The 12074-nt window shown below is 68.4% G+C and carries 14 protein-coding genes; 12 read left to right on the top strand and 2 right to left on the bottom strand.

Features of this window, described 5'->3' with window-relative positions; translation table 11 throughout:
- Window positions 1-30 precede the first annotated feature (30 nt).
- Window positions 31-795 carry a DUF1266 domain-containing protein gene (locus AC07RM_RS35250; RefSeq protein WP_495337446.1) on the bottom strand — a complete coding sequence of 255 codons (765 nt, stop codon included), beginning with the start codon at window positions 793-795 and terminating at the stop codon, window positions 31-33.
- A gap of 157 nt (window positions 796-952) precedes the next feature.
- Between AC07RM_RS35250 and AC07RM_RS35245 the strand changes: the two genes are divergently transcribed.
- Both AC07RM_RS35245 and AC07RM_RS35240 read left to right on the top strand, forming a co-directional pair.
- Window positions 953-2062 (top strand): hypothetical protein, encoded by a 1110-nt coding sequence (locus AC07RM_RS35245; protein WP_495337445.1) that lies wholly within the window; start codon window positions 953-955, stop codon window positions 2060-2062.
- Window positions 2059-2475, top strand: coding sequence for a hypothetical protein (locus AC07RM_RS35240; protein WP_495337444.1), 417 nt, complete (start codon window positions 2059-2061; stop codon window positions 2473-2475). The genes AC07RM_RS35245 and AC07RM_RS35240 overlap by 4 nt, the downstream gene beginning before the upstream one ends.
- Window positions 2476-2497: 22 nt before the next feature.
- On the opposite strand, the gene AC07RM_RS35235 is transcribed toward AC07RM_RS35240, so the two are convergent.
- Window positions 2498-3709: an NAD(P)/FAD-dependent oxidoreductase gene (locus AC07RM_RS35235; RefSeq protein ID WP_495337443.1), complete on the bottom strand. Its 1212-nt coding sequence runs from the start codon at window positions 3707-3709 to the stop codon at window positions 2498-2500.
- 143 nt (window positions 3710-3852) lie between these two features.
- Here AC07RM_RS35235 and AC07RM_RS35230 point away from each other — a divergent pair, with 143 nt between their 5' ends.
- The 10 genes from AC07RM_RS35230 to AC07RM_RS35185 all read left to right on the top strand — a co-directional run bounded on the left by AC07RM_RS35230 (window position 3853) and on the right by AC07RM_RS35185 (window position 11955).
- Window positions 3853-4095, top strand: a complete 243-nt coding sequence (locus AC07RM_RS35230; RefSeq protein ID WP_495337442.1) for a hypothetical protein — start codon at window positions 3853-3855, stop codon at window positions 4093-4095.
- 54 nt (window positions 4096-4149) lie between these two features.
- On the top strand, window positions 4150-4572 hold the full coding sequence (locus AC07RM_RS35225) for a cupin domain-containing protein (RefSeq protein ID WP_495337441.1): 423 nt from the start codon (window positions 4150-4152) through the stop codon (window positions 4570-4572).
- A 73-nt stretch (window positions 4573-4645) separates the two neighbouring features.
- Window positions 4646-5155: an RrF2 family transcriptional regulator gene (locus AC07RM_RS35220; protein WP_495337440.1), complete on the top strand. Its 510-nt coding sequence runs from the start codon at window positions 4646-4648 to the stop codon at window positions 5153-5155.
- A gap of 89 nt (window positions 5156-5244) precedes the next feature.
- Window positions 5245-6951 (top strand): sigma 54-interacting transcriptional regulator, encoded by a 1707-nt coding sequence (locus tag AC07RM_RS35215; protein WP_495337439.1) that lies wholly within the window; start codon window positions 5245-5247, stop codon window positions 6949-6951.
- A gap of 210 nt (window positions 6952-7161) precedes the next feature.
- Complete coding sequence (locus AC07RM_RS35210; RefSeq protein WP_172705560.1) at window positions 7162-7431, top strand: phenol hydroxylase subunit; 270 nt, start codon at window positions 7162-7164, stop codon at window positions 7429-7431.
- A 47-nt stretch (window positions 7432-7478) separates the two neighbouring features.
- Window positions 7479-8474 (top strand): aromatic/alkene monooxygenase hydroxylase subunit beta, encoded by a 996-nt coding sequence (locus AC07RM_RS35205; protein ID WP_495337438.1) that lies wholly within the window; start codon window positions 7479-7481, stop codon window positions 8472-8474.
- Window positions 8475-8501: 27 nt separating this feature from the next.
- Window positions 8502-8798, top strand: a complete 297-nt coding sequence (locus AC07RM_RS35200; protein ID WP_093342817.1) for an MmoB/DmpM family protein — start codon at window positions 8502-8504, stop codon at window positions 8796-8798.
- Window positions 8799-8856: 58 nt separating this feature from the next.
- Window positions 8857-10452, top strand: coding sequence for an aromatic/alkene/methane monooxygenase hydroxylase/oxygenase subunit alpha (locus tag AC07RM_RS35195; protein WP_495337437.1), 1596 nt, complete (start codon window positions 8857-8859; stop codon window positions 10450-10452).
- Window positions 10453-10505: 53 nt separating this feature from the next.
- Window positions 10506-10868, top strand: a complete 363-nt coding sequence (locus AC07RM_RS35190; RefSeq protein ID WP_203205414.1) for a phenol hydroxylase subunit P4 — start codon at window positions 10506-10508, stop codon at window positions 10866-10868.
- A gap of 28 nt (window positions 10869-10896) precedes the next feature.
- Window positions 10897-11955, top strand: a complete 1059-nt coding sequence (locus tag AC07RM_RS35185) for an NADH:ubiquinone reductase (Na(+)-transporting) subunit F (RefSeq protein WP_495337436.1) — start codon at window positions 10897-10899, stop codon at window positions 11953-11955.
- Window positions 11956-12074 lie beyond the last annotated feature (119 nt).

Genomic DNA, 12074 nt, shown 5'->3' with positions numbered 1-12074 from the left:
TGCTTGGATGACGCTCGAATGAGCGCCGGCTCACCATGCCATCTGCCGCCACGGGCTGTGCTCGTGCGAGAGCAGGTGGGCGGTGGCGCGCTGGAAGGTGTCGGTGTCCTCGGCGATGCGGTCGAGATCGTGGGTGGCGAGCCAGAACGCGCGCCCGACCACGAAGCTGTCGCCGAAGTCACGCCACGACTGGTAGGAGGGCTGCGCGAGACGCGCCGCGCTCGCGATCGCGTTCCACGACTCCTCGGCGCGCAGCAGCCGCGCGTCCTGGATCAGCCGGTGCAGCTGCACCAGCCGGCCCATGTCCCAGGCCATGATGTTCGCGGGCAGCGGCCGCGGCAGCTTGTCGAACAAACCTTCTTCGGCTGCTTCGTGCCAACTTTCGTAGTAGTCGCGCGTGCTTTCGAGGTCGAGGCCGCGCGCCACCGCTTCGCCGGGCAGCGCCGCGAGGTTGGCTTGCGCCACTGCCGCCGCATCGCTTCGGCTGCCGCGGTGCAGGCGCTCGACGCGCGGATTCACCACCGCATAGTGCGCACGGTGGCCTTGCAGGAGCAGCGACTCGGTGACCTCGCGCGCGCTGCTGGCGTTGGTGACGCCCCAGGCCGAGGCCAGCAGCGCCACGGCGGTGGCGCGGTCGGATTCGGTGGTGAGCGCGTTGATCGGCAGGTAGGACTCGGCCGCGTAGACCGCGCCGAGCGCGAGGCCGCGATGCTGCGCGGGCGTCAGCGGCGTGCCGTCCTCGAGCCGATTGAAACTGAATGAAAAAAGCTTGCGGACCTTGTCCAGAAATCCCATGGCGCCGTCCCCTTGTGTTCGCCTGTGCGGGCGTAGGCTAGGTGCGCCGGGCGCGCGGCACCAGTGCCTAAAGTCATTCGGCGACATCGTGCGTGCTGTGTAGCATCGGAGCGTCGTGCAATGCCACGGCGCCGTTCGTTCCATCGCATCCGCCGCCATGTCCAGCACCGAATCGCTTTCGCAATCCAGCTTCCTCTACTTCACCGGCCAGGGTTCCGACAAGGTCTACCAGGTCCACCTGCGGCCGAAGGACGAGGGCTGGGTGGTCGACTACGGCAACGGCCGGCGCGGCGGCACGCTCGCCACCGGCACCAAGACCAGCAGCCCGGTCGGCTACGAGGCCGCGCTCAAGATCTACCAGAAGGTGGTGAAGGAGAAGACCGGCAAGGGCTACACCACCGATGCCTCGGGCGCGCTCTACACGGCCTCTGAGTTCGCGGGCCGCAGAAGCGGCGAGCTGCCGCAGCTGCCGACCCTCATCGCCGAGACGCAGCTCGCGCGCTACCTCGACGATCCCGGCTGGGGCCTGCAGGAAAAGGCCGATGGCGAGAACCGCATGCTGCTGATCGAGGAAGGCGCCGTGCGCGGCACCAACCGCCGCGGCCTGTTCGTCGACATCCCGCAGGCCTGGGTCGCGACCGCCGCGCTGCCAGCGGGCCGCGCGGTGATCGCGGGCGAACACGTGGGCGATGGCTTCCTGGCCTTCGACCTGCTCGAGGCCGGCGGCGAGGATCTGCGCGCGCAGGCTTTCGTCGAACGCTTCCATCGGCTCGAGGCCTTCGCGACCGCGCTGCCATGGATGGCCGTGCTGCCGCTCGAGACCGAGGCTTCGGCCAAGCACCGGCGCGCGGCCGAGTTGCGCGCCGCGCATGGCGAGGGCTTCGTGCTCAAGGCGCTGGCCGCGCCCTTCGCCGCGGGGCGCAGTGCCGCGAGCCTCAAGTTCAAGTTCCAGCAGAGCGCGACCTGCGAGGTGTTGCGCGTCAATGCGCAACGCTCGGTGGCCGTGGGCCTGCGCGACGAGGCCGGCGTGCTGGTCGATCTCGGCAACGTGACCGTGCCACCGAACGAGGCGCTGCCCGCGCCCGGCACGCTGGTCGAAGTGCGCTATCTCTATCGCTACGCGGGCGGCAGCTTCGAGCAGCCGGTCTATCGCGGGCAGCGGCCCGACATGGCGGCCGAGGACGCGCTGCTCACGCAGGTCACGCGCATCAAGGACCGCGGTGCCGTCGCGGAAGAAGAACGCGACGATGGGAGCGAGGCCGCGTGAGGGGCCCGCACCGCATCGCCTGCGGCCTGGTGCTGGCCACTGCGCTCGCGGGCTGCGAGAAGCCCGCGCCGCCGCCACCGCCACTGAGCAAGGAAGCGCAGATCACGCGCGACGCGCCGCCCGAACTGAGCTTTCGCGGCACGCTGGCCGGGCGGCCGATCCACCTCGTCGTGAACGACTGCGAGGTCTACAGCGTGCGCAGCCTCGAGGGCGGCGAAGTCGAGTGGACCTCGGTGCTCAAGCCCGAGTTCTATCCCTTCTTCAGCGTCTGCCAGCGCCAGTACCTGGAGCTCAAGGGCGACGTGCTGACGGCCCAACTGGGCCGCATGGCGATCGGTGCCGGCGGTTGCTGCGCCACCGGCGGCACCTACCGCTCCACCGACGGCATCGCCTGGAAGCGGACCGGGTACTGACAGCCGGCACTCGCGACACGGCTCAGGCCACGACGATGCGGCCGGGATCCGCCGAGCGCAGGATCTCCGCGCGGTCGCCGGTGGGCGGGTAGATCCACTCGGTGTTGATCTGGTGCTTGAGGGCTTTCGCCTCGGCACCTTCCATCTTCACTTCGCGCGACCAGCCTTCGGTGTACACGGCGCCCCAGGGACCGAGGTCCAGGCAGGTCACGTACTTCGGCTGCGAATAGGCGATCTTGGGCAGCCCCAGCAGGTCGGCCGCGACGTTGTGGCCGGCCGAGCGGCCCAGCGCCATCGCGTGCTGGCACGACATCATTGCGACATTGCCCTCGTCGTCGGTGGCGGCGCGCGCGGCATCGCCCGTGACGAAGACATTCGGAACGCCCGGCACCTGCAGGTTGCGGTCGACGAGGATGCGGCCCGCGGCATCGCGCTCGGCGGGGATCTGCTGCGTCAGCGCGGTCGCGCGCATGCCGGCGGTCCAGATCACCGTCGCTGCCTCGATGCGTTCGCCGCCCGAGGTGGTGATTCCTTCGGCGTCGATGCTCTCGACCTCCACGCCCAGCCGCCAGCTGACGCCTTGCGACTTCAGCGCCTTCTCGATCACCGGCCGCGGACCCGGCCCGAGGTCGGGACCGATCGCATCGGCGCGCTCGACGACGATCACGCGCGGTTCGATGTCGCCGCCCATGATCTCGCGCAGCCGCGCGGGCATCTCGGCCGCGGTCTCGATGCCGGTGAAGCCGCCGCCGACCACCACGATGGTGTTGCGCGCGAGCGAGGAGGGCTGCTCCGCGAGCTTGCGCAGGTGCGCGTCGAGCGCCACGGCGTCCTCGTACTGGTCGACGCTCAGCGCGTGCGCATGCAGGCCGGGCACCGGCGGGCGGAAGAGCTTGCTGCCCGCGGCGAGCACCAGCCTGTCGTAGGCGAGCGTCTGGCGCGCGCCCGCGGCGTCGACCACGTCGACTTCCCGCGCATCGGTGCGGATGTGTTCCACACGTGCCGCGAGGAAGCGCACGCCGACGGTATCGAACACGGACTGCAGCGGCGCCTTCATCGCCTCCTGCGGCACTTCGTAGAGGCGAGGGCGCACATGCAGCGTGGGCTCGGGCGCGACCAGCAGGATCTCCACGCCGTCGTTCGCATGGCCTGCCATGTCGAGTGCGCGCGCGGCGCTCAAGGCGCTCCACATGCCGGCAAAGCCGGCGCCTACAACCAGGATTCGTTGGGTCATTTTGGATGGTTCGGTTCTTCGAGTTTCATGTCCCGCGGCGCATCGCGAAGGGTGCGGCGCGCGCGGGGTCTTCAAGACGATCCGGTGTGGATCGCTTAACTACGACTATACTGGTCGTAGTAAAAATTTCAATCGCCGATTTCATGAACCGACCCCTCGCCATGCTGGGCGCGTACACGAACATCCTTCGATGCGAGTCCGCGATCGCGGCGGGCGACGAGACGTGGCGCTCGATCGCCGCGCTGATGCTGCCGTGCTATCGCAACGCGCTGAAGGTGTTGGCCCAGGGGCTGAGCGCCGAGGAGCAGCGGGCGTTCGAACGGCTGGTCGTCGATGTCCATGTCGACGGCGAATCCATGCGGGTCGCCGCCAACGACCCTCGTTAGACGCACGGCATTCGCCCGTGCACATCCGCAACGCCAACCCAAGGAAGACCTCCCATGAAAACCGCATCGCTCGCACTCGCGCTCCTCGCCTTCACCGCAACAGGCACGGGCTCCGCCGTCGCGGCACCGCCCGAGCCGCAACGCGAAGTCATCGTTCCGGCCTTCGCCCATGCGATCGCCAACGTGCCCGGCAAGACGCTCACGGCGCTGGTCGTCAGCTACGCACCCGGCGCGAAGACGCCCGCGCATCGCCACGGCCAGGCCTTCGTCGTGGGCTATGTGCTGGAAGGCGCGATCCGCAGCAAGCTCGACAACGGCAAGGAGGTCGTCTACCGCGCGGGCGAGAGCTGGACCGAGCAGCCTGGCGCCCATCACGCGGTGAGCGACAACGCGAGCGCCACCGAGCCCGCGAAGCTGCTGGCGATCTTCGTGGCCGATTCGAAGGAGAAGAACCTGGTCACGCTCGACAGGAAGTGAGCGCCGCCGCGCGCCGCTCTGCGCGAGGGGTGGCTCAGTTACGATCCGCCCCTCCATTCCCACGGGAGCCAGCTTGAGCCACATCAGTGCCGGTGTCGAATACGGACTGCATTGCCTTCTCTATTTGTCGGGGCCTCCCACCGGAGTCACCGAAGCCAGCGTGCGCGACCTCTCCGAGCTTCAGGGCCTGTCGGTGGAGTTCGTGGCCAAGCTCTTCACCAAGCTGCGCAAGGCCGGCCTGACCGAGGCGACCGAGGGAAAGAACGGCGGCTTTCGCCTGGCCAAGCCCGCCGACCGGATCAGCGTGCTCGAGGTGGTGGAAGCCATCGACGGGCCGAAGGCGCTGTTCGAATGCCGCGAGATTCGCGGACGCTGCGCGGTCTTCGACGGCGAGGCGCCGCGCTGGGCGATGGACGGTGTCTGCTCGATCCATGCGGTGATGCTCGAGGCCGAGGACCGGATGCGGCAGGTGCTGTCCTCCCAGACGCTGGCCGACCTGGCCCGGCGCGTCGGCGCCAAGGCGCCGCACAGCCATGCGGGCAAGGTCGTGCACTGGATCGAGGCGCGCAAGGCGCAGGGTTGACGCGCTCCTGCTGAGGCCCGGGGAGATCCGGCGACCGGAGCGAGGCCCCCGCGAAAACGCGCTCCCCGCGCGCCGCACCGTGCCGCACAATGCGGGCCGACACGCCCCCAAGATCTAGGAGACACTCCGTGGGAGAACTTCTCTCGCTCCTGCGCTTCAGCGCCGGCTCGGGCCATATCTGGCTGGACGAGCAGCGCATGCTGCTCCTGCATGCGCGCGCCTTCGCCGAGCTGCGCAAGGAACTGCTCGACTCGCTCGGCATCGAGCGCGCGCGCGGCCTGCTGGTGCGCATGGGCTTCGCGTCGGGGCTGCGCGACGGCGAGGTGGCGGTGCGCGAGCGCCGCGCCGGCATGCGCGCGGAAGATGCCTTCATGCTCGGGCCGCGCCTGCATTCGATCGAGGGCATCGTCTCGGTGCAGAAGACGCAGCTCGAGTTCGACATCGCGACCAGGCAGTTCTACGGCGAGTTCCTCTGGGAGAACTCGTGGGAGTGCGAGGCCCACGTGGCCGACTTCGGCTATGGCGAGGACCCGCAGTGCTGGTCGCAGATCGGCTATGCCTCGGGCTACACCACGGCCTTCATGGGGCGCATGGTGGTGTTCAAGGAGGTCGAGTGCACGAGCATGGGCGACAGCCGCTGCCGCATCGTCGGCCAGCCGGCCGAGGACTGGCACGACGACCACTACCTCGACTACTTCCGCCAGCACCACGTGGCCGAGAACCTGATCGAGTTCAACCTCGGGCTGCAGCACATCCGCCGGCTGCAGCCGCGGCGCGAGTACGACCAGAAGCTGGTGGGCGTGTCGCCGGGCTTTCGCGCCGCCTTCGAGCTGATGCGCAGCGCGGTCGACAGCGCGATCACGGTGCTGCTGCTCGGCGAAACCGGCGTGGGCAAGGAGGTGTTCGCGCGCTGGCTGCACGACAACGGGCCGCGCGCGCGCCAGCCCTTCATCGCGGTGAACTGCGCCGCGATCCCGGCCGATCTGATGGAGGCCGAGCTGTTCGGCGTGGAGAAGGGCGCCTACACCGGCGCCCACCATGCGCGCGCCGGCCGCTTCGAGCGCGCGCACGGCGGCACGCTGTTCCTCGACGAGGTCGGCGACCTGCCTCTGGCCGCGCAGGTCAAGCTGCTGCGCGTGCTGCAGACCGGCGAGGTCGAGCGCCTGGGCGCCGAGCAACCGATCAAGGTCGACGTGCGCATCGTCGCCGCCACCAACGTCAACCTGCAGCAGGCGATGCAGGCCGGGCGCTTCCGCACCGACCTGTTCTATCGGCTCAACACCTTCCCGATCTCGATCCCGCCGCTGCGCGAGCGCACGGCCGACATCCCGGCGCTGGTCACGCGCTTCGTCGAGAAGTACAGCGCGCTCTACGGCAAGAAGCTGCGCGGCCTGACCGACAAGGCCGCGCGCGACGTGCAGAAGCACGCCTGGCCCGGCAACATCCGCGAGCTCGAGAACGTGATCGAGCGTGCCGTGCTGCTGGCACCCGACCACGGCGACATCGAGGCCAGCCACCTGTGGATGTCGCCGCCCGGCACGCCCGACGGCAGCGGGCTCGACGCCAAGGGCCGGGTCGGCGCGCCGGCCGAGGCCGCGGGCGAGGGCAGCGAGCTCGACGCGCTGTGCCAGCGCGTGCTCGAGCAGAACATCGACATCGCCTCGCTCGAGCGGCGCCTGATGCAGACCGCGATGCAGCGCGCCAAGGGCAATCTCTCGCAGGCCGCGCGCCTGCTGGGCATCACGCGGCCGCAGCTGGCCTACCGCCTCAAGAAGGAAGGCCTGCCGGCCTCCTGAGCCGTTCGCGGCCTTTTCACCATTTGATCAAGCTGCACCGCAGCAAATGATCAAACGAGCATCCGGGACTACCCGGTGCTCGCAGCCCGCCGGCATCGCGGGCCTTTGCAAATCAATCACTTAGCCGCGCTGGCACGCCCGTTGCCCTTACAGGCATGGGCGGCGCTGTTGTCGTCCACCAAGTGATGGATTGAACAAGTGATGCCTTCGATGCCTGCGAGCCACCCCAGCGACAGCGCGGCCCGGATGACCGGCCAGCCCTGTTTCGTGCGCGTGACCGGTACCCGCGACGCCCGCTTCGTCGAGTTCGAGTTCGCCATCGGCGATCCCGAGCTCGCGGTCGAGCTGGTGCTGCTGTTCGACCAGTTCCGCGAGTTCTGCACCCGCCACGAGGTGCGCCACCTGACGACCGAGGAGGGCGCGCGCCTGGACTTCGAGCGCATGAAGTGGCGCTTCGGCGCGCCCGGCATCGAGCACTGACACGTCCACCCACCGTTTTCCCGAAGACAACCCAAGGAGACCCCACCGTGCAAGTCGACATCAAGACCTCGGACATCCGGCCGATCCGCCAGACCTTCTCGCACGTGGCGCGGCGGCTCGGCGACAAGCCGGCATCGCGCTACCAGGAAGCCACGCTGGACATGCAGCCCACGGCCAACTTCCACTACCGGCCGCTGTGGGATCCGCAGCACGAGCTCTACGACAAGCGCCGCACCGCGATCGTCATGGCCGACTGGTATGCGTTCAAGGATCCGCGCCATTTCTATTACGGCGTCTACACGATGACGCGCGCGCGCCAGCAGGAGGGCGCCGACCGGCAGTTCGAGTTCGCCGACAAGCGCCAGCTGCTGGCGCAGGCCGATGCCGGCGTGCGCGAGTCGCTGCAGCAGGTGCTGGTGCCGCTGCGCCACTACGAGTGGGGCGCCAATATGAACCACAGCTACTGCTGCGGCTACGGCTACGGCACGGCGATCACGCAGCCCTTCGTCTTCGCGGCCATGGACCGGCTTGGCATCGCGCAGTACCTCTCGCGCATCGGTCTTCAGCTCGACGGCAACTCGGGCCAGGCACTCGACGCGGGCAAGGAGGCCTGGATGTCGCACCCGGCCTGGCAGGGCGTGCGCCGCACGATGGAGAGCCTGTTCGTCACCAAGGACTGGTTCGAGCTGTTCGTGGCGCAGAACCTGGTGTTCGACGGCCTGCTGTACCCGCTGGTCTATCGCCACTACGTGAACGCGCAGGGCGCGGCCACCGGCCATGCACTGGCGATGCTCACCGAGTTCATGAACGAGTGGTTCGACGAGAACGCGCGCTGGGTCGATGCCACGCTGAAGACCGCGGCCGACGAGTCGCCGGCCAATGCAGCAAGGCTCGCGGCCTGGTACGCCGACTGGCGCGCGCAGATCGCCGAGGCGCTCGCGCCGCTGGCCGCGCTGGCGCTCGGCGCCCAGGGCGCGCCCGCGCTGCAGGAACTCGCCACGGCGCTCGACGCCCGCTTCGCGCGCTCGGTGCGCACCGCCTGAATCACCACCGCAAGGAGACCCATCCCCATGACCACCGCCACCGCAGAACTCTCCCGCACGCCGGTCTTCATCGCGCTGCAGATCAGCGAGAGCGCCCGCGCCATCGTCGAGGCCATCGTGGCCGACAACCCCGAGGCCATCGTCAGCGAGTACCCCGCCATGGTCAAGATCGACGCGCCCGGCCGGCTCACGCTGCGCCGCGCCACGGTCGAGTCGCTGCTCGGCCGCCGCTGGGACCTCCAGGAGCTGCACCTGAGCCTGATCTCGCTGTCGGGAAGCATCGAGGAGACCGACGACGAGTTCACGCTGCACTGGGGCGCCTGAGCGCGCGCACTCCGACGACCACCGCACCCACAACGACAACGCACAGGACGACAACGCCATGACGACCCCCAACAGCAGCACCGGCAAGCGCCTCGGCCTCAAGGAACGCTACGCCATGATGACCCGCGGCCTCGGCTGGGAGACCAGCTACCAGTCGATGGACGACGTGTTCCCCTTCGACCAGTTCGAGGGCATCAAGATCCACGACTGGGACAAGTGGGAGGACCCGTTCCGACTCACGATGGACGCCTACTGGAAGTTCCAGGGCGAGAAGGAGAAGAAGCTCTACGCGATCATCGACGCGTTCCAGCAGAACAACGGCCAGTTCAACATCAGCGACCCGCGCTACCTGAACACGCTGAAGCTGTTCCTCACGGGCGTGTCGCCACTGGAGTACGCGGCGCACCGCGGCTATGCGATGGCCGGGCGGTCGTTTCGCGGCGTGGGCGCGCGCGTGGCCTGCCAGATGCAGTCGATCGACGAGCTGCGCCATGCGCAGACGCAGTTCCACACCATCAGCCACTTCAACAAGTACTTCAACGGCCTGCACGATCCGCAGCACATGCACGACCGCGTGTGGTACCTGTCGGTGCCCAAGAGCTACTTCGAGGACGCGATGAGCGCGGGGCCCTTCGAGTTCGTGACCGCGATCTCGTTCTCGTTCGAGTACGTGCTGACCAACCTGCTGTTCATGCCCTTCATGAGCGGCGCCGCCTACAACGGCGACATGGCCACCGTGACCTTCGGCTTCTCGGCCCAGAGCGACGAGTCGCGCCACATGACGCTGGGCCTGGAGGTGGTGAAGTTCATCCTCGAGCAGGACCCGGGCAACGTGCCGATCGTGCAGAAGTGGGTCGACAAGTGGTTCTGGCGCGGCTACCGGCTGCTGACGCTGGTGTCGATGATGATGGACTACATGCTGCCCAAGCGGGTGATGAGCTGGTCCGAGGCCTGGGAGATGTATTTCGAGAAGAACGGCGGCGCGCTGTTCCAGGACCTCTCGCGCTACGGCATCCGCATGCCCAAGTACCACGAGGTGGCAAGCAAGGAGAAGGGCCGCCTCTCGCACGAGGCCTGGGCCATCTTCAACAACTACGGCCACGCGGCCAACATCAACGTGTGGGCACCGCGCCCCGACGAGATGGAGTGGTTGTCGGCCAAGTACCCCGACACCTTCGATGCGCTGTACCGCCCGCGCTTCGAATGGCTGGCCGCACAGGAGCAGCAGGGCAAGCGCTGGTTCAACAACACGCTGCCGATGCTGTGCCAGACCTGCCAGATCCCGATGGCCTTCACCGAGCCCGACGACCCGACCAAGATCTGCTACCGCGAGAGCAGCTACCACGGCATGAAGTACCACTTCTGCTCCGACGGCTGCAAGGACGTGTTCGACGGCGCGCCCGAGAAGTACGTGCAGGCCTGGCTGCCGGTGCACCAGATCTACCAGGGCAACTGCTTCCCCGAGGGCACCGACCCGACGGTCGAGGGCTTCAACCCGCTCGCGGCGGTGCTTGATTACTACCACATCAACGCGGGCGCGGACAACGGCGAGTTCAACGGCTCTCCGGACCAGGCGAACTGGGATCGGTGGACGGGACAGGACACCTCGACGGAGCGCCGCGCCCCGCCCGAGCAAGAGGCGATCGTCGCTTGAGCCACGAGGCGAAGCCGCGCTGCCGAAGCCGTCATTCATCCAGGAGAAAACACATGTCCGTCATTGCACTCGCCCCGGGCTACACCGGCACCGTCGCCGATGCCGAGGAGCGCTTCCACGGCAACCGCCTGCTCTACATCGGCTGGGAAGACCACCTGCTGTTCTGTTCGCCCGTGTGCCTGCCGCTGCCCGCGGCCATGCCCTTCGGCGCGCTGCTGTCGGAGGTGCTGCCCGGCGTCTACGGCAGCCATCCCGATTTCGAAAGGATCGACTGGACCACGGCCGAGTGGTTCGACTCGGGCAAGCCCTTCGTGCCCGATGCGGCGAAGTCGCTGGCCGACAACGGCCTGGTCCACAAGTCGGCGATCCGCTTCCGCACGCCGGGCCTGCGCGGCATCGAGGGTTCGTGCAGCTGAGGCTGCCCACCGAGCAAGGAGCGATGCCATGAGCTTCCAGATCATGATCGAGCCGCTGGGCCAGGGCGTGGCGGCGCGCGACGGCCAGACGGTGCTCGATGCCTGCCTGCGCGCGGGCGTGTGGCTGCCGCACGCCTGCGGCCACGGGGTGTGCGGCACCTGCAAGGTGGTGGTGCTCGAGGGCGAATGCGACCACGGCGATGCCTCGAACTTCGCGTTGATGGATTTCGAGCGCGACGAGGGCAAGATCCTGGCGTGCTGCGCGATGGCGCAGGCCGACCTGGTGATCGAGGCCGAGATCGACGAGGACCCCGACGCGCGCTTCCTGCCGCTCGAGGACTTCGATGCCGAGGTGGTGGAGGCACGCATGCTGACGCCCACGATTCGCGGACTGTGGCTGCGCACGGAACGCGCGGCCTCGTTCCAGGCCGGGCAGTACGTGATGCTGCAGGTGCCGGGGGTGGAAGGGGAGCGCGCCTTCTCGATCGCGAATGCACCGGGCGACGACCTGGTCGAGCTGCACATCCGCCGCGTGCCCGGCGGCCGCGCCACGGGCTGGCTGCACGACGAGCTGCAGCCGGGCCAGCGGCTGCGCTTCACGGCCCCCAACGGCCGCTTCTTCGTGCGCAAGTCGGCGCGGCTGCCGATGATCTTCGTGGCCGGCGGCTCGGGGCTGTCGAGCCCGAAGTCGATGGTGCTCGACCTGCTGGCCGAGGGCTGCACCTTGCCGATCACGCTGATCCAGGGCGCGCGCAATGCCGAGGAGCTGTACTACCGCGAGCTGTTCGAGCAGCTGGCCGACGCGCATCCGAACTTCACCTATCTGCCGGTGCTGTCGGACCTGCCCGAAGGTTCGGACTGGGCCGGTGCGCGGGGCTATGCGCACGAAGCGCTGAAGGCGCATTTCGCGAACGACTTCCGGGGGCACAAGGCCTATTTGTGCGGTCCGCCACCGATGACCGAGGCCTGTATCGCAACGCTGATGCAGGGGCGGCTGTTCGAGCGCGATATCTATACCGAGAAGTTCTTCACGGCGGCGGATGCGGCTTCTGCCGCGCCTCGCAGTCCCTTGTTCAAGGCGCTCTAGATGCCGTGGCTTCGTTTCATCGAGGAGACGTCGGGGCGGGCGCACGCCGATGGGGTACTCCCCTCCGCGAATGTCCCCCGCCTTCGGCTCCTCCTTGATTTCGCTGCGGGGAGTACCCC

The sequence above is a fragment of the Variovorax sp. GW821-FHT09B05 genome, assembly GCF_059418265.1.
This window is presented reverse-complemented; position numbering and strand designations above follow the sequence as displayed.